Source organism: Myxococcus sp. CA040A, assembly GCF_013336725.1.
Taxonomy (GTDB): Bacteria; Myxococcota; Myxococcia; order Myxococcales; family Myxococcaceae; genus Myxococcus; species Myxococcus llanfairpwllgwyngyllgogerychwyrndrobwllllantysiliogogogochensis.
Window position 1 is genome coordinate 1,296,378 of record NZ_JABUMR010000001.1, and the last position, 21,553, is coordinate 1,317,930.

A 21,553-nucleotide genomic window follows, 5' to 3' on the forward strand; every position below is an offset into this window, starting at 1 on the left:
CCGTCACGCCCGGGCGACTGGACGTCGTCTCGCCCTGAGCCACACGAAGCCGAGCCCCGCCCAGCCGAGCAGGGACAGCAGGAGTCCCGCGCGGAAGCTGAGCGGGGTGTAGTCGAAGCGGACGTGGTGCTCACCGCGTGAAAGGCGCACGGCTCGCAGCGAGTGGTCCGCGCGGTGGATGGGGGCGTCCTTGCCGTCCACTGTCGCGCGCCATCCCGGGTAGTAGCTGTCCGAGACGATGAGGTAGCTGTCGTCGCAAGCCCTCACGTCCAGTGCCAGGTGCTGGGCTCCGCTGCTGGAGGGACGCACGGAGCCTTCGCAATCGGGACGTTCGAGTGGCTCGCCCGAGGCGAGGAAGGCAATCTCCCGGAAGGGCTGGTCGGCATCCAGCACCGCCTCCAGGGCTTCGTCATCCGTGACGACGCGGGCGCGCTGGACGAGGAAGGCTCGGGGCAGGGCGGTGCGCGAGCGGGAGAGCGTGGTGCCGTCCTCGGCGCGGTGGAGCAGCTCCAGGTCGTCGAACGGGGGCGGGCCCTGGCGGAGATAATGTGTGACGCCAGCCAGGTCATAGACGCTGCGCTCTCCGGCGAGGTGGAAGCGGTCCGAGCGCACGGGCTCCGGGGCGCCGTAGCCTTCGAGCGCGGGCAGTCGCTCCTCGACGAATCTGTTCGGCATGAGGCGGTCGAGGCTGCGCTCGATGGTGTTCGTCACCACGGCGCGAGTGGGGTCCTCGGGGCCTTCGATGTCAGCGCTGATGCGTCCCTGAAACGGCTGGGGCAACAGCGTGCGTATGGAGAAGGGCTGTCGAAGCGAGTCCCAGGGCGTGTACTTGGGAATCCCCAGCAGCGAGTGTGCCGCCGCGAGTTCGAGGACGGCGAGAGCCGCGAGTCCATGGCGAACGCGGCGCGGGCGCACGAAGGACCACGGCAGGAGGAAGAGGATGAGGGTGGCGAGCCCGAGCGCGAAGGGCACCCAGGGTGCACCGGCCTCGGCGGAGGCGCGCATGGGGAGCATGCGCACCACGGGGCCGATGGCTGCGATGGCTGCGCCCATGGCGACGAAGGCGATGGCGGCCTTCAGTCGGGAGGGAGGCAGCTTTCGTGCGAGCCGGCCCAGCGCATCCAGCCCGAAGGCCGAGAGCACCGCGAGGCAGAAGGCCGCGCCCACGAAGTACTTCGCGGGGTAGCGGAAGAGCGAGAACGGCGGCACGGACTGGAGGACCCAGGCCGAGGGAGGAAAGTGCCGCCCCAGACTCAGCATCACCAGCGTGAGGGCCCCTACGACGAAGGGCCGTGCGCGACGCGGGCCATGGAGTCCGCCGACGATGGCGAGCGCACAGGGCAGGGTGCCAAGAAAGAGGTTGAGGATGAACCACTGGTCCTCGCCCCAGTACCTGTCACGAGGCCAGTCCGCGAGCGGCCACACAGAAGACAGCACTTGCGGCCAGGACACGGACCAGGCGAGCTGCTCGGCCCAGCCGCGCTGGGAGCGCAGGGAGTTCCGAGCGAACTCCGCCGCAGGGAACAGCGCCACCGACGCGAGCACGGCGGACAGGATGAAGCCCCCGGTGATACGCGCCACCGCGAGTCCCCGGGCCCGGAGGCGGGTCCGTGCGTCGCGCGTGCTCGAAGGCGCTACCGACGAAGGAACGCCGTGGAGCTGAGAACGGGGGACCGCTTCGCGACCCATCGATGGATTCCGCGCGGCCGTACCGTGCTCGGCGATGTGCTCATGCGCGAGGAGGTGAGGTTGCTCGACTCCCGCGTCCGAGGGCCTCGCGGCTCTGGCGACAATCAACTGTTCCGCACGGAGTGGTCGATGGCCCTCCTTCGTCAGTTCCGAGGTGGCGCCGAACGGAGGCAGGCTCGACTGCCCGACTTCGGAGTGATGCGACGCGGCCGCGGGCAGTACCGCGTGGGGCTGAAGTGCTCGGCTCGCTACTTCCGAATCGGAGCGGACCTGGGTCCCTTGCTCGCTCGCGGTCGATGTGTCGGCGTGTGGCCCCGCCAACGTCGCGACCGAAACAGGGGGAGGCGCGCCAACGGGTAGCGGCTGAGCGGCTGCATGCGCCTCGGGCGTGGGCAACCCGCGTGTCGCCGAGGGCCCTTCATGCGCCCGACGCCTCGACGAATCCGTGAGGAATGCCACCAGCACCGCGACGATTCCCTGCCACAGCGTGGTCTCGGGCGAGCCCGCGAAGAGAGACAGGGCAGAGAAGATGGAGAGGCGAGCGAGCGGACCGGGTCCGGGCCGGTGCGCGAGGTCATGCGCCGCGAGGAGGATGAACCCGCTCCATGCTGCCGCGTCCACGACGTTCTGCTGGATGCCCAGGTCCGTCATCATCGGTGACAGGCCGAACATCGCCCCCGCGACGAGTGACGCGGGCCACGAGGCTCGCAGCTTCCTGGCGAGCAGGAACACTCCCACCGAGGCGAGCGCCGCGTGCGCGATGTGCAACACCGTCATCGAGACGATGGGACCGGAGACGAGCACCGCCACCCATCGCGGTGGATAGAACACCTGCGAGTAGAGTGTGGCCGCGAACGGTTGCCCCAGTCGCAGGTACGGCGTCCACAGCGGCAGTTCGCCCGCGCGCAGGGACTCCAACAGGAAGGCGGAGTCAGGGAAGAAGATGCGGAACACGTCTCGACCGGCGAGCAGCTCTCCGCGCAGCACCGGGCTGTAGGCGAAGGCGAGCATCGCCACGAGCCCCGCGATGGCGAGCCCCGCCTTCCGCGCTTCCGTCCGCCGCGCGGTCATGGATGGCCCGTCGCGGTGGTGCGCTCACGAATCCACAGCACGTAGTTGCCGTCACGAGCTTCCTCGCGCCAGCCGCCGAGCACCTTCAGGTTGTCGAGCAGGATGTTGCCGGGGTTCTCGATGTCCCAGAGCAGGTAGTCCGGGTCATAGCGCGTCAGGGCTTCTTCCCAGCCGGGCTCGCCCCAGACGAGCTTGTCGTAGTCCTCGTGGACCGACATGGGGAACGGGTCGTTCCGGCTGTCGATGAACACCTTGTAGTCGGCGCCCGCGAAGAACGAGATGGGCCCGCCGATGACGAAGGGGTTGAGCACCTTGCCCGGAGGGTGTTTGCGCAGCGCCTCGAAGACCGGGATGGGGATGACGGAGCGCTTCACGCCCTGCTCGAACGGCAGTGGGCTCTGCGCATGAATCAGGACGAGTCCCAGCAGCGCCAGCGTGGGCCAGAGCCCGCCGCTGGCCTTGTCGTTCCAACCGGCCGTCAGTCCATCGAACCGTGCCCAGAAGCGCTTCCACGCTCCGACCGGCGCGTCCGTTGCCACGGTGGTGTCCCGGCTCAACGCGACATGCTCCAGGAGGGCGAGCGCCAGCAGCACGGCGGCGAAGGGGGCATGGCGCTGCACCTTGATGGCGGCGAGGCCGAGCACGAAGGTGGGGAGGAGGATGGCCACTTTGCGCACGCGAGCCTGTCCCACGGCGAAGCAGGCCGCGCCGCCGAGCGCGAGGTAGGCCCAGCTCGAGGCGAGGTCCAGGTTGAGCGGGCGCCACTCGACGATGGTCTGCGTGGACGGCAGCAGCGAGTGATGGAGCGGGTACAGGTAGATGTTGAGCCCGTCCGGACCCAGTCCCGCCATGAGGAACGCGGCGACGCTGAATCCGATGGCGCGCAGCGAGCGCCGGCGCGACTCCGGGGTGCCCTCGTCCAGGGCCTGTCCGACAGCGGTCGCGCCGAGCAGCGCGGGGCCGAGCAGCCAGCTCCCGTGGACGTTGGCCCAGACGGCGCCGAGGAAGGGGAACACCCAGAGGATGCGGTCATTGCCCGCGCGCCAGGACTGGATGGCGAGCACCGCGAGGGTGAAGAGCAGGTGGCCCAGATGGTAGGGGCGCTCTTGAGGCCACGTGGGCGCGTAGACGACGAGGAGGGCCGCGAGCGTCGCCACGGCGAGCAACCCACGTCGCCCCGAGGCCGCGCGCTCCAGGACGGTCCACAGGAGCATGAGGTTGAGGGCGACGAGGCCGGCGACCAGGAGAGCGGGCCCAGCGGCGCCGAGCCAGCGGACCAGGGCGACGCAGAGGACGCCGAAGCCCCACTCATGAGGGACCCAGCCGGCGGTGCCGGTGACGCTGAAGGGGTCGATGCGAGTGAAGCCGTTCTTCAAGACGAACTGTCCACCGGCGAGGTGGAAGAACAGGTCGAAGTTCTTGAGCGGCGACATCCCGAGCCGCACGGTGAGCACCAGTGCCGCCAGGGCCGCTGGACCGGGAAGGAGGAGGGACCGCGTTCTCATGTGGGCCGCAGGCTACTTCGCTCCTGGCGCCCTGCGAAGGCATGCCTGCAGGGAAGGACAGGGGGCGAGTAGGGTCCTGGGCGTGGCAGGGTGCTGCCTGTGCCTCGAAAGCCGTCGGGATGCGGCAGGACGAAGTCCCCGGGGCTCCTGCGAGGAGCGGTCCGAGATGGAGATCACATGAGTCGTGCCTATCGGCTGTCGTGGAGTGCGGTGACGCTGCTCTTGCTGACCTGGGGGTTGGCAGGCTGCAAGTGTGAGGCGAATGGGAGCGACCCCGACGCGAAGATGCTCGCGGTCATCGGCACTCGTTGCGCGGCTCCGAGCGATTGTGGCCCAGGCCTGGTGTGCGCCGGCGGGACGAACTTCGCTCACACGGATGGGGGCTCGACCTGTGAGCTTGCCTGCGACCCGAGAGGAAATGACTCGTGTCCTGAAGGATGGAGCTGCGTCATCTCCAGCGATGGCCCTGGCTCCACTCTTCCAGGACATTGTCGCGACATTCGTCCGTGAAGTTGCACGTGGGAGGGACTCGATTCGCGAGGTCTGGGGTGGGTTCAGTCCACGCGTCCAGTGAGTCGTTGTTCCAAGAGGGTGTCGCCAGCCAGTTGTGCGTACCGGTGAAGGCGCTGCATGATTGCAATGTTGGTTCGTTCATCACGAATCAACCAATCAACAGCGTCCGTCAGCGACTCATGTGCGAGGTCATTCTCGACGGCCAGCGCCAGCAGTGCATAAGCCAAGGTTCGTGCGGCGTCGGGGTCACCATGGCCAAGGGCGATTCGGATCTCACGGGCGAGCGACTGCACTCCTTGGCGAGGCTCGACCATCGCTTGATGAATCAGTTCGCGAACGTCCAGGGTCATGGGTCGCTCAATCCTATGGGGGGCTCCAGGCACCTTCGCCCTTGGGACCCCTGCGAAGAAGGATGGTTGCTGGGGCGCAGGAGGAGATTGAGGAATCGCAGGTCCCGAGGCCTGGTGGGGCAGCGGGGTCAGTGCTCGCAGGTGCTCCGTTCCTCGTTCCAGGCGCCACCCGAGTCGAGGCACATGTCGATGCGCCACCACCGCCCGCAGTACGGCACTCCGAGCGACACAGTCAGCCCCAGGAGCACGGCCATGGTGGCATATCGCCAACGGGTCGCGAGCCAATCACCGAGGGTTCGTGGGTTCATGATCGTCAGGTGCTTCGAGATAGGGAAAGGGCATTGGAGCGAGGACTGGGGCTTGTCGCAAGCCTTTGGCTCTAGTTTGCGGACACTCCCCTAGCGCATGTTCAACGCGGCGTTCAGGGCCGCCGCCGCCGCGCAGGCCCAGCGCCGGCCGATGGCGACATAGCCTGGCGCGTGGATGAAGGGCGGAAGATCCTCCTGGGACCTGCGGTCGACGTCCATGTTCAGGGGCCAGGCGTCCTGCGAGGCTCTCGCCAGTCGCACCGCCCGCCACGACGCGCCCGCGGCCTCCAGGACACTCAGATAATCGTCCCGCACCAGCCAGCGTGCGGCATTCTCCAGGATGACGGGCCGCATCGCCCTCGTCGCCGGTTGGACGGGGTGCCACTGCTTGGCCCGCCGGCGATATTCCTTCAACTCCTCCTGGCGCAGCGCGATGAGCCTCTCCCGAAAGGAGTCCTCCGTGTCCTCCAGGAGCTCCAACGTGGTGCGCCCTTGCTTCGCGTAGAACATGTCCGTCGCGTCATCCGCTCGGGCCCTGGCTTCCACGAACGCGACATAGTCCCGGGTGGCCACAAGCAGCTCCCGCTCCGCCTCTTCCAGAGGGGTGATCGTCGCCGGCCGCGACTCCTCAGGCACCTCGACGAAGCACTCCTCATAGGGTCCGCTCAGGCCTCGCGGGTCGAGGCTCGAATGCTTGTAGCGGTACCAGGCGACGCGATCCGGGAAGACGAGGGCGAACTCCGGCAACGGGGGCTGCCGTGGTGGCGGCGTGTGGAGCGCCCAGTCACCGGGATCGACGGTGCACAGCGTCCGGATCGCTTGCAGGCCCCGCACCCGCTGGAGATCCAGCCATGCATAGAACGAGGGCTCAAAATCCCCCTCGCAGGCGAAGCCGCGAAAGACGTCCCCCTCCCTCTTCGTCACGCCCACCCACGGGTCGTCGAGCACTGCCGCTCGCAGGTCGCGCCCCCCGAGCCGCGCATTGCCGACGATGACGGCCTGCCATGCATAGAGATGGACCGAAACGAGCATCCCCCTACCTTCCCGAGCCCGCACGCCGGTGACAAGCCCCCACGCGTCGTACGGTTCCGGTAGTCGCGGAGGTCACTGTCGCGTGAGAAGGTTCAGGTGGCGCCCCGCCCCCACGGCCCAGCGCGCCGGGCGGCGGCAGGTCCACCTTCACCAGGTCCATGGATACAGGACCGCCGACGCGGTTCATGCGGATTCCCTTCCTCCGTTGCTCATTTGTGCCGCGCGTTGCTCGAGTTGAGTCAACACCAGATGTGCGGACGCCACGTTGGTCGCGCACGGCGTATTGTGCACTTCGCAGGCGCGGACCAGGGCGTTGATGTCCGGTTCGTGCGACTGCGGTGTCATCGGGTCGCGCAGGAAGATCAAGCAGTCGATCTCACCCTCCACCAACAGCGAGCCGATCTGCAAGTCGCCGCCAAAGGGGCCGGAGTGCTTGCGGTCCACTTCCAGCCCCAGTTCTTTGGTCAGGCGGCCGCCGGTGGTGCCGGTGGCGGTCAGCGTGCAGGTTGAGAGGAAGGCTTTGTATTCAGCGGCCAGGGCGAGCATGTCGTCTTTTTTCGTGTCGTGAGCAATCAATGCAATGCGGAGTTTCATTCGGGATTCCCTAGGTTTCTAGACGGCGGATAGAGGCAGGCCCGCACGAGGGCGATGTTGGATATCCCCGCGATACCCAGAACCTACCCACCATCCATCTCGGCTCAACCCCCAACATCGTCCTCCGCGAATCCGCGAGTTATCACCCGCTCCCCTCGCACAAAAAAGACATCGACACTGTCCCTCCGGACAATGGGCCTCATGTTCACGAAGACAGCGGATATGCGGGATAGACGCCCTGTTGAAGGGAGAGGGTGGAGCGGGGTTGAGGAAGTCCCCTGAGTGATGCTCCCGGCCGGCGTGAGCGGGCTGACCTGCGGGGCCGCATGTCCCCCCAGTGAGCCCCGCAAACGGGGACCAGAGCGGGGCAAGACGGGACGGGCGGCACAACGAACCGATGTGAGCCCAAGGCGATAGTGGATAACGCGCGCATGCCCGGATCGAGCATCCTCGGCCCATTTCTGAAATGCCTGAGGGGTCGAAGGGTACGCGCTTCGATGCACTCACCTCGCGAAGCAACGGGCACGGCCGTATGTGAAAGGCCCGTCGAGTTGGCCTCCGCGGAGGCGGTGACGGTGGCTCGCATCAAGCAGGACGAGGAAGCCTCGCGTGTCGTCACATTGACTCGGCGATTCTGTGAAGTCGCGCGCTCGCGAGGCGCTTCACAGGGCGCAAGACCCACGAGGTCTTGCAGGCCCTGTGAAGGTTTCACCATTACGCTCCAGGCCCGCTACCGTCTTCGGGGTACCTCGGTCAGTTGAGCCACTTGCTCGAGGGAGCGAGCTTCACGATCGCGGCCTCGATTTCGCCATCCAGGTCGCTGCGCAGTTGTTCGCGATCAGCATCCACGGTGGCGGTCGTGGTCGTCTCGGTGACCGTGGTGCGGTTGCGGTTACCCACCCGTCGCGTGCTCACGCTCTTCGTGGTGTTGCTCACCTGGTCGCGGCGGCCTTCGCTGGTGAACGAGATCGGGAAGCCTCCGATGGGCTTTCCGTCGGCGAGGTCGAAGGCGACGACGTCGCCCTCGAAGGAGCGCCCCTTCACCTCGCGGGTGCGCAGCACGAAGACGTAGGCGAGGTTGGCGCAGGCATCGAGGTACTCAATGGCGACGTTGGCGTGCACGTTGGCGGCGGTCTGCATGCCGTAGGTGCCCTTGGCGAGGAGCTGGCCGCAGGCCTGAATCAGCCCCGCCTGCCTCACGCGCATCTTGTAGTGCGGAGGCTCGTCCTTGAAAACCGAGAGGTCGTCGAGGTCCTCGGCGTAGACCACGGTGCCGGTGCGCAGCGGCGTGGTCGTGAGGAAGGCCATGACGAGGGGCGCCGCGCCGAGCGTGAGCGAGCCCTCCTTCACCGGCGGCAGCGCCCGCGCCTGGTCCGCGATGGATGTCACCTTGGCGAGCTTTGGGGCCACGGCCATGCGGCGCTGCTCGATGGCCTTCTTGGCCTCACTGCCGCAACCCGCGGCCAGGACCGCCGCCAACAAGAGTGCTCTCTTCGTCACGCTCAATCTCCTGTCTGCTGCACCGCGGGACCGGCGGGATGTCGGATGAGCAAGATGACCTCGCTGGTGCGCGACCTTGAAGATCCGCGTTCCACGACGCATGGCTCATGCGACAACTATAGGCAGCCCCGCCGCCGCTCGGATAGGGCTCCAGGAACACAAACCAGCCCGTTGTCTTCTTGTCTCGTGCAGCGTCCTGGACTCCTTCCCGCCGCCGACCTCGCCCCGCTACGAGAAGCCGTTCCGCCACCCCCTGGCGAAGCAGGGACCGTCCGCCGCGTCCGCTCCACTCCAGCACTCTCCTGTTCCTCGAATGAAATTCGCTTCGAGGCAGCTTTCGGAGACGTGAGCCCAGGCTCGGCGTTCAGATGGAGGCCGACGGAGCATATCGAATGGACGCACGGTCTAAATCATGGCGACGTCATGGTTCGACGTTGCTTGCGTGGAACGTGTTTCTCTCGGTGCGGTGGAGGTCAAGGGTTAGGATGGCCTCTCACGAGAAGCCCCAGGGAATGGAGCGGAAATGTCTGTCCGGAGAAGCCTCATTCACGGCGCATGGGCGGTGATGCTCATCTCTGGTTCTGCCCTGGCCGAGGACGCTTCAGGAAAGAGGTGCGTGCCCATCCATGTGGCGGGGCGCGTCCTGACCGAAGTCTGCCCGGAACCCAGCGGAAGCGCGTTCGGGATTCCCCCCACGGGAACGGCGGTGCTGGCGAAGCGGGCAGGGAGTGTCTGGCTTGATTTTGTCTCGGTTGGACAACTCGCTCTGATGACCTGGGGCCGTGCTGAGTCCAGCGCTTCGTGCGAATCGCTGTCCGAGGTGCTTGCTCATGTGCGGCGTGAGACGGGTGTTGTCCTGAAGGGCCCCCGCATCGAGCATTGGGGTCGCTGGCCCAACTTCTCCTGGCGGGAGTGCCATGACGGTGCTGTGGCTGGAGACAGATTGAGCGTTTGCTGCGAGCGGAGGGCTGGCGCCAGCAAGGGTGCCGTCGTCACGCTCCAGGTCTTACTGCGGACCCGCCACCATGAGCGATGGATGGAAACTCAGCCTCAATCCCAGGGGGAGCAGGTCATCCCTTGAGTGTCATGACCAGGGGGAGGACCGTGATTGGGGACATGAAGATTCTCCAGGACATGGGGCTTCTCCTCGTGCTGGCTCTATGGGGGTGTTCACACTCGGTGGTGCCTCGCGATGTCGCGCATGCCAGGAAGATATCTGAGTGCCTTGTGTCTGCTGGCCGTGAGGAACTTCTCGACCCGAATGATAATTGGGAACTCTCGCCTGAATGCCGCGAGACATGGTGGGCCGCCGCCGCGGAGATCGAGGAACTCTCAACCTGCCAGGCCGATGACGACTGCTCGCTCGTTGCGTTGCAGCCAGTTCCGTATGATGCGTGTTGGCTGGTCGGTTCGAAGAAGGTGGTGAATGAGGAACTGCCACGTATCAGCCATCTCGTACACGCTGCCTGTGGCTACTACTGCGTCATGTGCTCGGACTCGCCTCGAGTTCGCTGTGTCGCAGGGAGGTGCAGGGCACCGGGATACCCTCGGATACCCGTCCCCTCTGAGACGGGATGTGATGCGACGACTCCCTGATTCGCCGGCGGGTGCAATGCCCCACTCCGCGGAGAGGGGACGGTACAGAGGCGGTGGCCTGTCCGGTCCGTGGACCCCTTGGCTCGGCGGAGCGGGGCGCCCTGCCCTGAGTCGCCTCCTCTGGCAAGTCCTCGTTGCCGACCCCGGATTCCTGGACTTACCCCGCTCCCACCCCCATTGACCCGTGCTATGACAGTTGCCGGACATGGAAGGTCGCCTGCTGTTGAAAAACTGCGCTGTGTTCCGGGCGGATGGCCGGGTCAGGCGCGGTATGGCCGTGGTCGTCGAGGGTGGTGTCATCCGCCGCGTCGCTCCGGACGCGCAGGTGCCTGTCCTTCCAGGTGACTGGGAAGTGGCCTGTCGAGGCCGCCTCGTCGCCCCCGGGCTGGTGGACAGCCACTCGCACCTCGTCAACGGCCAGCTCCTGCCGCCCAATGGCCAGTTTCTCCTCCTGCCGCCTCGCGAGCGACTGGAGCGCATGCGCCGCGTGGCCCGCCTCGTCTCCTCCGAGGACATCGAGGCCCTCACGCGCTTCGCCGCCGCCCGCGCGCTTCGAGATGGTGTCACCCTCGTCGTGGAGCACCTCGCATGCGCCGACGTGGCCGGAGGGCTCACCGCCCAGGCCCGCGCGGCCGAGAGCGTCGGCCTCCGACTGGTGACGAGCCACGCCACCCACAGCATGGATGGCGCCGCTCAGGCTGATGCATGGCTCGACGCCAACGCGGACTTCGCCCGCCGCTACGCGAAGCACCCCCTGGTGCGCGGGGCCCTGGGCTTCCACGCCTCGTATACCTGCGAGGATTCGCTCCTCTCGCGCATCTCCCGGCTCAGCGCGGAGCTCGAAGTCCCCACCGTCTTCCACCTCGCGGAGAACGAGGACGACCTCAGCACCACCTACGCTCGTCACGGTCAGCGGGTGGTGCCCCGGCTCGACGCGCTGGGCCTGCTGGGTCCTCGCGCCATCGCCGGCTACGCGCGTGCGCTGGACAGCTCCGAGGCCGCGCGCCTGGAGCAGACCGAAACCTTCGTCTCGCTCGCGGCCCGTGGCGTGCGGACCCTGGAGCGCGGCACGGACCCGATGGAGGCCATCCTCCTGCGGCTGCACCTGCTTGGACTGGGCACGGGCGGCCACGGCACCCTTCAGGACGAACTGCTCGCGGCCCTCGTGGGCGTGCTGCGCATCTCCCGCGCCGGGCACCTGCCGGACGTGGACAGCACCCTCGCGCACCTGCTCGTCAGCGGCCCCGCAGAGCTGTGTACCCGCCTGTTCGGCCTGCCCTCGGGCACCGTGGAGGAGGGCAGCCTCGCGGACCTCGTCGTCTACGACTCCGTGCCCGCGGCCGACCCCGAGACGGGCTACTCGCCGTATCTCATCGGCCAGCTCGCCCGCTCGCCCGCGGCCTGGACCATCGTCGATGGACGCGTCCGCGTGCGCGAAGGCCAGCTGTTGGGTTCCGACTACGTGGACCTGTCCCGCGCCGCCACCGAGGCGCTCGAGCGCGTCTGGTCTCGCGCCCGACTGGGAAGCTGATACAGGGAGGGCCCATGCCCACCCTCGTGGACACGCTTCGGACCGCGCAAGCCCGGCGCGGCCCCCTGTTGACCGACGCTCGCACCACCGCCTTCCGCGTCCTCCACGGCGAGGCCGATGGCGTCCCCGACGTGACGGCGGACCGCTTCGGTGGCCTGTATGTCCTCAGCCTCTACCGCGACTTCTCTCCCACGGAGGAAGAGGCGCTGCTCGACGCCGCGATGACAGCGTGGGCGCCGACGAGCCTGTATCTCAAGCGCCGTCCCCGCGAAGCACGGGTCCTCGCCAACGTGGCGAAGGAGACGCTGGCCCCGGAGACCTCCGCCCGGGGCGAGCCGGTGGAGTCCCTCACGGCCCTTGAGAACGGCCTGTCCTTCCTCATCCGCCCCGGACAGGGCCTCTCGGTGGGGCTGTATCTGGACATGCGCGACACTCGCGCGTGGCTCTTGAAAGAGGCGAGCGGCCTCACCGTGCTCAACCTCTTCGCCTACACCTGTGCATTCGGAGTGGTGGCGAAAGCGGGCGGCGCGAAGCGGGCGCTCAACCTGGACGCGAGTCGCCGCGTACTGGAGTGGGGTGAGGAGAACGCCCAGCTCAATGGCCAGCCCGTGGACCGCTATGACTACGTGGCCGGTGATGTCTTCGACTGGCTCAAGCGTCTGGCGAAGAAGGGCGAGACGTTCGACCTCGTCATCGCGGACCCTCCGTCGTTCTCCAACACGAAGGAGGCCCGCTTCTCCGCCGCCCGTGACTACGCCCGGCTGGCCGAGGCCACCGCGCGCGTCGTCGCCCCCGGGGGACGGCTGGTCGCCTGCTGCAACCACGCGGGCCTGCCCGCCCGGCGCTTCGAGGCCATGGTGTCCGAGGGCCTCTCCCTCGCGGGGCGGCAGGGCAGGGCGGTGGATTCCTCGGGTCCTTCTTCCCTCGACTTTCCGAGCCCTCCTGGCCAGGAGTCGGCCTTGAAGGTCCACGTCGTCCAACTTCGTTAGCACCAGGGCCCCTGGCGCGGGTAAGGTCAGGACGCCATGTCTCCCGCCGCACCGCAGCAGCGCGAAACCGGTCGCTTCGGCAAGTACCGGCTCATCGACCGCATCGCCGTCGGAGGGATGGCGGAGATCTTCCTCGCGCACCAGGAAGGCGAGGACGGCCGCGAGTCGCCCGTCGTCATCAAGCGCATCCGCCCGCACCTCTCCAAGCACGCGGCCTTCGTGAAGATGTTCCTCAACGAGGCCCGGCTCGCCTCCCAGCTCAACCACCCCAACGTGGTGCAGATTCACGACCTGGGGAAGATCGCGGAGAGCTACTTCATCGCCATGGAGTACGTGGCCGGCCGGGACATGCGCCGCGTCGTCCCCAAGGCGGAGGCGCTCGGGATTCCCTTCCCGTTGGTGTACGCGGTGAAGATTGCCTCGTGTGTCTGCGCGGGCCTGCACCACGCGCACACGAAGGCGGACCTGTACGACAGCCCGCTCAACATCGTCCACCGGGACGTGTCGCCAGAGAACATCGTCGTCGCCTTCGACGGCTCGGTGAAGATTCTCGACTTCGGCATCGCCAAGGCCGCCAACCAGGTGGGCCAGACTCGCACGGGCGAAATCAAGGGCAAGCTCAGCTACATGAGCCCGGAGCAGTGTCTGGGCAAGGCGCTGGACTGCCGCAGCGACGTGTTCTCGCTCGGCGTGGTGCTCTACGAGTGGCTCACGGGCTTCAAGCTCTTCACGGGCGAGTCCGAGGTCGCCGTGATGCGCAGCATCACCGAGGGGAAGATCTACGCGCCCTCGTACTTCCGCGAGGACCTGCCCGAGCGCGTGGAAGTCATCCTGATGAAGGCGCTGGAGCGAGACCGCGACAGGCGCTACCAGACGGCGGCGGAGATGCAGAAGGACCTGGACGCGTTCCTGGACGCGTACGACTTCACGCCCACGCCGCTGCACCTGGCCAACTTCATCAAGCAGCTCTTCGAGGAGGAGCTCCAGGAGGAGCAGCGCCGGCTGCGCAGCCGCAACGCCACCGCGCCCACCGCCGAGGAGGCGCTGGAGCTGTCGGAGGTCGTGGCATCCCTGGACCCCGGGATTCCTCCGGCCCCGGTGTCCGAGCCACCTCCCGCCGTCACCGCGCCGCTCACCATCCCCCCGGGCATTGCCGCCCTGGCGCCGGGGGGGCCCGACGAGCGCACCGAGCCGCGCATGCTGGTCGTGCCCCTCTCCATGGAGGTGCTGGAGGCGGTGGAGGCGGTGGCCCGGCGCAACGGTGTCCCCGCGGGGCGCATGGTGGCGGAGCTCCTCGAGTCCTGGCTCAAGTACCGCTGACATGCCTCGGCTGAAGCTGACGCTCGAATACGAGGGCACTCGCTACGTGGGCTGGCAGGTGCAGCCCAATGGGCGCTCGCTCCAGGCGGTGATGGAGGAGGCGCTGTCGCGGCTCTTGAGCGAGCCCGTGTCCGTCCGGTCCGCCGGGCGCACGGACTCTGGCGTCCACGCCACGGGGCAGGTGATCTGCTTCGACACGGAGCGGGTGCTGCCCATGAAGGCGTACGTCATGGGGCTCAACGGCCTGCTTCCGCACGACGTGGCGGTGGTGGACGCGGTGGAGGCACCCGAGGGGTTCGACCCGCGCCGCTGGTCCCGAGGCAAACGCTACCGTTACCGTCTGAACAATCGCCGCACGCGCTCCCCGCTGCACCGCACGACGCACTGGGAGGTCTTCGCGCCGCTGGATGTCGAGGCGATGCGCAGGGCGTCAGCGCACCTGCTCGGCCGGCATGACTTCTCCGCGTTCCGGGCCGCGGACTGTCAGGCGAAGCACGCGGTTCGCGAGGTGCGGAAAATCACGGTGGAGGGGGAGGCCGGGGGCGCCATCTCCATCGTGGTGGAGGGCACGGCCTTCCTGAAGCACATGGTGCGCAACCTCGTGGGGACGCTGGTGGACGTGGGCAAGGGGAAGCGGCCCGAGGCGTGGGTGGCGGAGGTGCTGGCCTCGCGCAACCGGAAGCTCGCGGGACAGACGGCGCCGCCCCAGGGGCTGGTGCTGGAGCAGGTCTTCTACGCGGATGGCCCGCCTCCTCGGACTCCGGGGGGGGAAGCGGACGTGGACGAGGACGAGGGCTGAACTGGGGTAGGCTGCCTGCCCGTGAGCCCCAAGCCGAGTGTCCTCGAGCCGCTGCGTGTTCGAATCCGCCGTTTCCAGTTCATCGTTGGACTGGGTTTCATCTCGCTTGTCCTGGGCTCGGCCCTCAGCGTGTCGCTGACGCTGCGGCTGAATCTGCGCGTGCAGGCGCTGCCCTTCCACTCGTTGAAGGTGCTGGTGGCGGTGCTGCTGGAGAACGTGTGGTTGGTCGGCGTGCTGCCGGTGCTCTGCTACGGCGCGGGCCGGGTGATGGAGCTGAAGCCCTGGCAGACGGCGGCTGGCGCGGCCGTGTCCGGCGCGGTCTTCGTGCTCGCGCTGGGCTACGTCCAGGGCGGCGTGGACTCATTGTGGCTGGGTGGGCTGGGCTCGGTGCTGAACGTCGCGGTGTTCGGGGCGGGCATCGTCGTCAGTGCGCGCGCGCTGAAGGCCGGAAGGGCCGCCGCCGCGCAACAATCCGAGAAGACCCAATCCAAGGCCGAGGAGCGCAAGTCCGAGTACGACGAGTTCCTCCGAGCGGCGGAGCAGGGCGGCGCGCGGCTGGAGCAGCGCGAGGCCGAGTCAGCCGCCGGGGCTCGAGTCGATACGTCCGCCGAGGCGCCTGGAGCATCCGCGAGCGTCGCGGGACATGTCGAGACGTCGAGTCCCGCTCCGGGCGAATCCGCTGCGAGCGCCGAGGGACGCGTGGACACGTCGATTCAACGCCCGGTGTCGTCCGCATCAGGGGCCGAAGCACGGGTGGACCCATCGGTCGATGGTTCGTCATCGAGCGCCGAGGGACGTGTGGACACGTCCGTGTCCGCGGTGGAGTCCCTCGGGGCCGCGACCGCGAGCGCGGTGCAAGCGGTTTCCTCCGAGGTGGAGCGTCCGGACCCGGTGATTCGCCTGCCCGAGCAGTCGCTCTCCGAGGTGCCGCCCGCGACTTCGGATACCTCCAAGACGCCAGCGGTCTGAAGGCCCGTTGAGCCCGCGTCACGGGAGCCCGTGAAGGCCGCCCGTGACGCGAGGACCGCCTGACGTCAGGTCCCGACGGCCCCGGCGGGCGTGGCGGGCACCGACGTGTGGATCTCCGCGGCGTCGGCATGGGCGATGCGCTCATCCAGCTCCGCGGTGAGTCGCTCGAAGGCTTCCTTGCCGATGGCGGCGGATTGGTACGCCTTGAGCAGCGACTCCTTCTCCACGATGAGCATGCGGCGGACGGCCTCCTGGTGCTCCTCCTCGTGGAAGCGCATCGACTGCTGCTTGAGCTGCGCCAGCTCCGTCTCCGTCACGCGCTCCTTCTCCTGGTAGTCCTTCTCCAGCTGGGTCAGCACGTCGGCGGGAATCTCACGCGTGCGACGCAGGGCCTCGAGCGCGGCCATCGCGGCGTGGATGGCGCCCAGCCGGCCGCGCGCCAGTTCGTACTGCTCCTGGTACGCGTCCTTCAGGCCGGTGATGCCCAGCTTGCGCAGGAGCGGCGCCATGGAGAGGCCCTGGAAGACGATGGACAGCACCACCACGCCGAACGTCATGTTCACCAGGAGCTCGCGGTGGTCGAAGTCCGCCGGAAGACTGAGCACCAGCACCATGGAGATGGCGCCGCGCAGGCCGCTCCAGGTGAGCACCGCGCTCCAGGACCAGGGCATGCGCTCCGACGTGAGCCTCAGCAGCGCGGACACGCCGTACACCACCACCGCCCGTCCAACGATGACCGCCACGTAGGCCGCCAGAATCGGCTTCCACGACGCCAGCAGCGACGACAGGTTCACCTCCAGGCCGATGAGGAGGAACACCACCGAGTTGAGCGCGAAGGACCAGTACTCCCAGAAGCTCTCCACCGCGACGCGCGTGGTGGGGCTCATGCCCTCGTGCGTGGCCCAGTTGCCGCAGAGCATGCCGGCCACCACCGTCGCGATGACGCCCGAGTAGTGGAAGTTCTCCGCGATGACGAACGAGCCGTACGCCGCGATGACCGTGCAGGTGATTTCCACCATCGCGTCATCCACACGCTTGATGACCCGCGCCGCCGCATACCCCACCGCGCTGCCCACCAGCACGCCCATGCCCGCGACCTTGATGAAGTCCATCACCGCGCCGCCCACGGTGAACTGGCCTCCCATCGCCACTCCCACCACCAGCGTGAAGAGCACCACGGCGGTGCCGTCGTTGAGCAGGCTCTCTCCCTCCACCAGGATGAGCAGGCGCTTGGGTGCGCCCAGCGTCTTGAACAACCCCACCACGGCAATCGGGTCCGTCGAGACGATGACCGCCGCGAACACCATCGCCGGAATCATCCCGAAGCCGCTCACCACGTTCATTCCCTCGACCCACTCCGAGAGGATGAGCGCCGTCAGGCCCGCCGAGGCCGCCACGCCCGGAATCGCCATGGCGTGGATGGTCAGCTTGTTCTTCCAGAACTTGCGGAACTCGACGTGGAACGCCGCCTCGAACAAGAGGCCCGGCAGGATGATGGCGAAGAGCAGTTCCTTGGTGAGATGCGGTGGCTCGAACAGATGCACCGCACCCAACGTCAGCCCCGCCACCACCAGGGCCACCGTGTAGGGAATCTTGAAGTACCGCGCCGCGATGGCCACCGCGGTCGCGACTGCGAAGATGAGGACGAAGGCCAATTCGAAGTGCATCGTTCCTTGCCTGTTTTGACGTCAAACCTTTGCGCACCATAACCCAGGAGCGCGTCGCGAAGGTTGCTCCTGGGCGGGGCCGGCGTGGCGGGTGCCTGGCTACCCGGCCCCCAGGAGGGGCTCGAAGAGGGCGCGAGGGTCCAACCCCGGAGGCAGGCCGGAGACGCCGCCGTCATTCACCTCGACGACGGCCCAACCGCCGTCCTCCAGCATGGCGACGTCGAGGGAGAAGAAGGGCGAGTCGATGCGGCGGCCCAGGGGCTCGAAGGCGGTGAAGTCCGGAACCTCGACGTCGAACTCGTGGTACGGCTCGGCCGCGAGCAGGCGGCCGTGTCCGAAGAAGAGGCGGAACTCCAGGTGCGCGGGGCCGGTGGGCGTCCTGCCGTAGACCTTGAGGGGCAGGTACTTCCGGACGACGAGTCCCCGCTCGAAGCGCTCACCGCGCTCCTCCACGAGGTTTGTGCACGTTCGCTCGAAGTCCTCGCGCGTGGCGCCAGCCGGGACGAAGCAGGCCTCCTCCCAGCGCTCCTTGGCGGACTTCACGTGGTCCTTGAGGATGTATGGAGCAGGCCCGAGCTCCTGGGCGGCGCGCCAGGCCTCCTGGGCGTCCGTGCCTTCCGTCCAGACTGAGCGCGCGGTGTAGCGGGCGAGGCGGGGGTACCAGTTCGGCAGGTACATTGCGGCGGCGTACTGCGTGGGGGTGGTCAGCAGCCGGTGGCCGCGCTCGGAGAGGGCCTCGTCGAGCGCGCCGTACTCCTCTTCCGTGAGCATCCAGCCCCGGTAGAGCAGCCGGAGTGTTCCGTGTTCCGGCACCGCGTCGAGCGCGCGCTCCAGGTTGCCGTGGAGCAGGGCGGCCAGGTCCACCTGATACGTGTCGAGGCCCAGGGACTCCGCGGCTTCGGCCTCCACGTCGAAGGTGTCGTACTGAGAGGGATTGCGACCGAAGACGAGGGCACTTGCAGGACGGGAGCGTCGAGGCATGGGCACCGCTTTCGTGGAGGGCGCACGGCGGGGATTGCCGGGCGGGCCTCCTCCGACGCGAACTCGAGCGCGGCCTGACGTGCTCCCGGCGGGACGCTCGCCCGAGAATGGGCGGTGCCTGGGAGGAAGTGGGGGCGTTGAGTGAAACAGACGCGAGCCCCAGGTGGTGTCTGACAGCGCTGATTGCGGGCAACGTCATCGCCCGCATTCTCGGCGCGGCGTTGGTGTGCCCGTACCCTCAGGTTCAATTGCTGACGGCATTCCCAGTCGCCAGAGTGGCGCTGGGCTGGATGACAGTCATTGGGAGGGCGTCTGCTTTCGCGTGGGTGTCTTGGCCGGCCTGAACCCAGTCATTGGAGACATCATGAAAATGGACGATGTGGTTGCCGGTGGAAACGTGCGCCGTCTCGGGAGCGTGCTGCTGAGAGGCGCGTTCCTGGCGATGCTGGCCTCTCCGGTGGGCTCGGCCCTCGCCGTCGAGCCGGTGAGCGTCATCTGTGAGTTGGGGACGTCCACCCGGACCTTCTCGCCGGCGGCGACGATGAATCCGCAGAACATCAACGTGTCGACCGCCTCGGCCTTCAGCAACTGCCTGACGGTGCTCGGACAGGTGGTCCTCAACGGCAGCGTATCGACGGGCCCCAACCTCCAGACGGGGCTGACCTGTTCGAGCCCGCTGACGACGGGGGCCGGTGAGGCCACCATCACCTGGAACACCGGAGAGACGTCCCGGTTCGACTACACCTCGGTCGAGGTCGGCGTCGTGGGCCTGACGACGGTGGTGACCTATGCGGGCACGGTGCTGCACGGGAAGTACTACGGCTCCACCGCGACCTGGTCGATTGTCTACACGACGGCGCTGTTGAACCTGGCCTGCCTGAACCCCGCGGGAGTGTCCTCGCTGGGGGGCATCGCTCAGCTCACCATCACCCGCGTCCTCTAGCCCGCGCGGCGAAGCAGGCCGTGGGCCACCGCGCCCGCTCCGAGGCCACCGGAGCGGGTGCGGCGTCGTTCACGGGTAGCAGGCGGCCTGACGCAGCCCGGTGTCCTCGGGAAAGCCGAGGGACACGTTGAAGTTCTGCACGGCCTGGCCGGCCATGCCCTTCACCAGGTTGTCCAGCGCGGCCATGACGGCCACGGAGCGGCCCTTCGTCGCCACGGAGATGTCGCAGAAGTTGCTGCCGGTGACGGCGGCGACGCGCGGCGTGCCCTCGACGATGCGGACGAACTTGGAGCCCTCGTAATAGCGGCGGAACTTGTCCGTCAGCGACTGCGTCACCACCGCGCCGCCGTGCTCGGGCCACTCGAACTGCACGGTGGCGAAGATGCCGCGCACCATGGGCGCCGAGTGCGGCACGAAGGCCAGCCGGTGGCGCTGCGCGCCGTGGGCCACCAACATGACCTCGACTTCGGCCTCGTGCTGGTGCTCCAGCGGCTTGTACGCGCGGAAGTCATGCGCGCGCGTCGGGTGGTGCGTGCCCTCGCCCGGCAGTGAGCCGGAGCCGGAGGAGCCCGTCACGCCCGAGACGGCCAGCAGGCCCAGGCCCGGCGTGGACGCGATGGGCAAGAGCGCCAGCTGCACCGCGGTGGCGAAGCAGCCGGGGTTGGCGATGCGCCGGGCGCCCTTGATCTCCTCGCGCTTCCACTCGGTGAGGCCGTACGTGAAGGTGCCCAGCAGGTCTGGCGCGGGGTGCGGCTTGCCATAGGCGCCCGCGTACCGTCCCGGGTGGTCCAACCGGAAGTCGGAGGACAGGTCCACGAGCAGCAGGCGGTCGGCGAGCCCCACCTCGGCCCACTTCTTCTCCAGGCCGAGGAACTGCGTGGCCAGCTCACCGTGCCCCAGCGCGCTGAACAGCACGGGCTGCTGCGAGTCCGCGAGCCAGCGCCAGTCCGGCTCCGCCTCGAACTTCGCGTCGACCAGGCCGCGCAGATGCGGATGCACCTTGTGGACGGGCTCGCCCGCGTGGTGCCGGGACACGACGCGGATGCCGGCCACGGCCGGGTGCCCGGAGAGAATCCGCAACAGCTCGCCTCCGCCGAAACCGGAGGCCCCCAGGATGTAGATATGCGCCCGCGTCATGACTTCCTCCCCGCGCCCAGCTTCGGCGAGAGCTTCTCCAGGATGAGACCACCCAGCGCCGCCGGGTCCGCGCGAGCGTTTCGCGCCGGCACGCCGACAACCTGCTCCACGAAGCGCACGCCCACCGCGTTGTCCGTGGCCGGACCGGCCAGCACGTCCACGTCGATGCCGTACGTCTCCTTCAGGTGCCGCACGCCGCCGGCCGCGCCCACCGGGTCGTTGGCGCACATCACCCACGCGCCCGCGAGGGCCTTGAGCTCCGGGTCCGCCAGAATCGCCTGGACGCCGTACTCACCCATGATGCCGTCGCCCGTCTCCGCGACGATGACGTCCACGTCGGACACCGCCAGCTCGGAGAACAGCACCCTGGCCACGCGCGCCGCCGTGCGCGGCCCCGTGCAGACGATGCCCGCGTCGGTGAAGTCCATCACCACGTCCGCGCCGGAGTCCTGCATGCTCAGCGTGTCCCGCATCAGCGACACGCCCGTGAGCTTCGCGCCGCCCACGCGGTAGCCCGCCTGCGCCAGCCTGCGCACCATGGCGCTGGCGGCGAACGTCTTGCCCGCGTTCATGCACGTGCCCACCACGTAGACGACGGGGCACTTCACCGCCACGTTCGTGCCCTTGAGCGCGCCGGACATCACGTGCGCCGGCTGCCCGTTGCGCGACATCAGCTCCGGGAACTCGAGCACCTGGCCCAGCACTTCCGCCTCGAAGGGCATGCCCACGCCGGGGTTGTGCGACGTGCACTTGCCGATGACGCCGCCCATGTTCAGCACGTGCAGCCGCTGACCCACGGTGACGGACTCCGGCACCACGCCCTCGTAGCCGTGCAGCGCGTTGCGGTGCCCCAGGGCGCCCACCATGATGTCGCCCGCGTGCAGCGTGACGAGGCGCCCGTGGACGTCCTCGAGCTGGTTGTAGACCGTCTTCTCCCCGTGGATGCGGATGGCGATGACGGCGCCTTCCTCGGCCTTGACCTCGGGCGTGAGGTGCACGGTGCGCCCCAGGCCCAGGTTGCGGGTGACGCTTCCCACCTTGTCGACGAAGACCTTCATG

At 68.1% G+C, this 21,553-nt stretch carries 17 protein-coding genes; 6 read left to right on the forward strand and 11 right to left on the reverse strand.

Annotated features, from left to right (window positions below):
- Positions 1 to 3 precede the first annotated feature (3 nt).
- From HUA75_RS46460 to HUA75_RS05335, 7 genes are all read right to left on the reverse strand, one after another.
- Complete coding sequence (locus HUA75_RS46460; protein ID WP_254627365.1) at positions 4 to 2,760, reverse strand: YfhO family protein; 2,757 nt, start codon at positions 2,758 to 2,760, stop codon at positions 4 to 6.
- On the reverse strand, positions 2,757 to 4,265 hold the full coding sequence (locus tag HUA75_RS05310; RefSeq protein WP_174485696.1) for a hypothetical protein: 1,509 nt from the start codon (positions 4,263 to 4,265) through the stop codon (positions 2,757 to 2,759). The genes HUA75_RS46460 and HUA75_RS05310 overlap by 4 nt, the downstream gene beginning before the upstream one ends.
- A 554-nt stretch (positions 4,266 to 4,819) precedes the next feature.
- On the reverse strand, positions 4,820 to 5,128 hold the full coding sequence (locus tag HUA75_RS05315) for a hypothetical protein (protein WP_174475513.1): 309 nt from the start codon (positions 5,126 to 5,128) through the stop codon (positions 4,820 to 4,822).
- A gap of 128 nt (positions 5,129 to 5,256) precedes the next feature.
- The gene (locus HUA75_RS47480) at positions 5,257 to 5,382 is read right to left on the reverse strand and encodes a hypothetical protein (RefSeq protein ID WP_256433095.1); all 126 of its coding nucleotides are present in this window, start codon (positions 5,380 to 5,382) and stop codon (positions 5,257 to 5,259) included.
- A gap of 144 nt (positions 5,383 to 5,526) precedes the next feature.
- Positions 5,527 to 6,468 carry a hypothetical protein gene (locus HUA75_RS05325; protein ID WP_174485698.1) on the reverse strand — a complete coding sequence of 314 codons (942 nt, stop codon included), beginning with the start codon at positions 6,466 to 6,468 and terminating at the stop codon, positions 5,527 to 5,529.
- A gap of 183 nt (positions 6,469 to 6,651) precedes the next feature.
- Entirely contained in the window at positions 6,652 to 7,062 is a 411-nt protein-coding gene (locus tag HUA75_RS05330; protein ID WP_174485699.1) for a methylglyoxal synthase, read from the reverse strand.
- 753 nt (positions 7,063 to 7,815) lie between these two features.
- On the reverse strand, positions 7,816 to 8,562 hold the full coding sequence (locus HUA75_RS05335) for a hypothetical protein (protein ID WP_174485700.1): 747 nt from the start codon (positions 8,560 to 8,562) through the stop codon (positions 7,816 to 7,818).
- A gap of 1,801 nt (positions 8,563 to 10,363) precedes the next feature.
- Here HUA75_RS05335 and HUA75_RS05340 point away from each other — a divergent pair.
- The 5 genes from HUA75_RS05340 to HUA75_RS05360 are packed head-to-tail and all read left to right on the forward strand — an operon-like array spanning position 10,364 to position 15,766.
- Positions 10,364 to 11,689, forward strand: coding sequence for an amidohydrolase family protein (locus HUA75_RS05340; RefSeq protein ID WP_141643562.1), 1,326 nt, complete (start codon positions 10,364 to 10,366; stop codon positions 11,687 to 11,689).
- A gap of 14 nt (positions 11,690 to 11,703) precedes the next feature.
- Positions 11,704 to 12,678, forward strand: coding sequence for a class I SAM-dependent rRNA methyltransferase (locus tag HUA75_RS05345; RefSeq protein ID WP_174485701.1), 975 nt, complete (start codon positions 11,704 to 11,706; stop codon positions 12,676 to 12,678).
- 36 nt (positions 12,679 to 12,714) lie between these two features.
- Complete coding sequence (locus tag HUA75_RS05350; protein WP_174453457.1) at positions 12,715 to 13,998, forward strand: serine/threonine-protein kinase; 1,284 nt, start codon at positions 12,715 to 12,717, stop codon at positions 13,996 to 13,998.
- 1 nt (position 13,999) lies between these two features.
- Entirely contained in the window at positions 14,000 to 14,797 is a 798-nt protein-coding gene (truA, locus tag HUA75_RS05355; RefSeq protein WP_141643559.1) for a tRNA pseudouridine(38-40) synthase TruA, read from the forward strand.
- A gap of 21 nt (positions 14,798 to 14,818) precedes the next feature.
- Entirely contained in the window at positions 14,819 to 15,766 is a 948-nt protein-coding gene (locus tag HUA75_RS05360) for a hypothetical protein (protein ID WP_174485702.1), read from the forward strand.
- Positions 15,767 to 15,831: 65 nt separating this feature from the next.
- Here the strand turns inward: HUA75_RS05360 and HUA75_RS05365 are convergent, their stop codons facing one another.
- Entirely contained in the window at positions 15,832 to 17,433 is a 1,602-nt protein-coding gene (locus tag HUA75_RS05365; RefSeq protein WP_141643558.1) for a Na+/H+ antiporter, read from the reverse strand.
- Positions 17,434 to 17,532: 99 nt separating this feature from the next.
- Positions 17,533 to 18,414, reverse strand: coding sequence for an ATP-grasp domain-containing protein (locus HUA75_RS05370; RefSeq protein WP_174485703.1), 882 nt, complete (start codon positions 18,412 to 18,414; stop codon positions 17,533 to 17,535).
- 364 nt (positions 18,415 to 18,778) lie between these two features.
- Between HUA75_RS05370 and HUA75_RS05375 the strand changes: the two genes are divergently transcribed.
- On the forward strand, positions 18,779 to 19,357 hold the full coding sequence (locus HUA75_RS05375) for a hypothetical protein (protein ID WP_174485704.1): 579 nt from the start codon (positions 18,779 to 18,781) through the stop codon (positions 19,355 to 19,357).
- Positions 19,358 to 19,426: 69 nt separating this feature from the next.
- Here HUA75_RS05375 and argC read toward each other — a convergent pair whose 3' ends face one another.
- Positions 19,427 to 20,494: an N-acetyl-gamma-glutamyl-phosphate reductase gene (gene argC, locus HUA75_RS05380; RefSeq protein ID WP_141643555.1), complete on the reverse strand. Its 1,068-nt coding sequence runs from the start codon at positions 20,492 to 20,494 to the stop codon at positions 19,427 to 19,429.
- Positions 20,491 to 21,552 carry a hypothetical protein gene (locus HUA75_RS05385; protein ID WP_141643554.1) on the reverse strand — a complete coding sequence of 354 codons (1,062 nt, stop codon included), beginning with the start codon at positions 21,550 to 21,552 and terminating at the stop codon, positions 20,491 to 20,493. Before HUA75_RS05385 ends, argC begins: the two co-directional genes overlap by 4 nt.
- Position 21,553 lies beyond the last annotated feature (1 nt).

Excerpts from the sequence above, each read along its gene's own strand:
- HUA75_RS46460 (WP_254627365.1), bottom strand. The coding sequence starts at position 2,760 with ATGACCGCGCGGCGGACGGAAGCGCGGAAGGCGGGGCTCGCCATCGCG.
- HUA75_RS05310 (WP_174485696.1), bottom strand. The coding sequence starts at position 4,265 with ATGAGAACGCGGTCCCTCCTCCTTCCCGGTCCAGCGGCCCTGGCGGCA.
- HUA75_RS05350 (WP_174453457.1), top strand. The coding sequence starts at position 12,715 with ATGTCTCCCGCCGCACCGCAGCAGCGCGAAACCGGTCGCTTCGGCAAG.
- HUA75_RS05370 (WP_174485703.1), bottom strand. The coding sequence starts at position 18,414 with ATGCCTCGACGCTCCCGTCCTGCAAGTGCCCTCGTCTTCGGTCGCAAT.
- HUA75_RS05340 (WP_141643562.1), top strand. The coding sequence starts at position 10,364 with ATGGAAGGTCGCCTGCTGTTGAAAAACTGCGCTGTGTTCCGGGCGGAT.
- HUA75_RS05330 (WP_174485699.1), bottom strand. The coding sequence starts at position 7,062 with ATGAAACTCCGCATTGCATTGATTGCTCACGACACGAAAAAAGACGAC.
- HUA75_RS05375 (WP_174485704.1), top strand. The coding sequence starts at position 18,779 with ATGAAAATGGACGATGTGGTTGCCGGTGGAAACGTGCGCCGTCTCGGG.
- HUA75_RS05385 (WP_141643554.1), bottom strand. The coding sequence starts at position 21,552 with ATGAAGGTCTTCGTCGACAAGGTGGGAAGCGTCACCCGCAACCTGGGC.
- HUA75_RS47480 (WP_256433095.1), bottom strand. The coding sequence starts at position 5,382 with ATGGCCGTGCTCCTGGGGCTGACTGTGTCGCTCGGAGTGCCGTACTGC.
- HUA75_RS05365 (WP_141643558.1), bottom strand. The coding sequence starts at position 17,433 with ATGCACTTCGAATTGGCCTTCGTCCTCATCTTCGCAGTCGCGACCGCG.
- truA (WP_141643559.1), top strand. The coding sequence starts at position 14,000 with ATGCCTCGGCTGAAGCTGACGCTCGAATACGAGGGCACTCGCTACGTG.
- argC (WP_141643555.1), bottom strand. The coding sequence starts at position 20,494 with ATGACGCGGGCGCATATCTACATCCTGGGGGCCTCCGGTTTCGGCGGA.
- HUA75_RS05345 (WP_174485701.1), top strand. The coding sequence starts at position 11,704 with ATGCCCACCCTCGTGGACACGCTTCGGACCGCGCAAGCCCGGCGCGGC.
- HUA75_RS05315 (WP_174475513.1), bottom strand. The coding sequence starts at position 5,128 with ATGACCCTGGACGTTCGCGAACTGATTCATCAAGCGATGGTCGAGCCT.
- HUA75_RS05325 (WP_174485698.1), bottom strand. The coding sequence starts at position 6,468 with ATGCTCGTTTCGGTCCATCTCTATGCATGGCAGGCCGTCATCGTCGGC.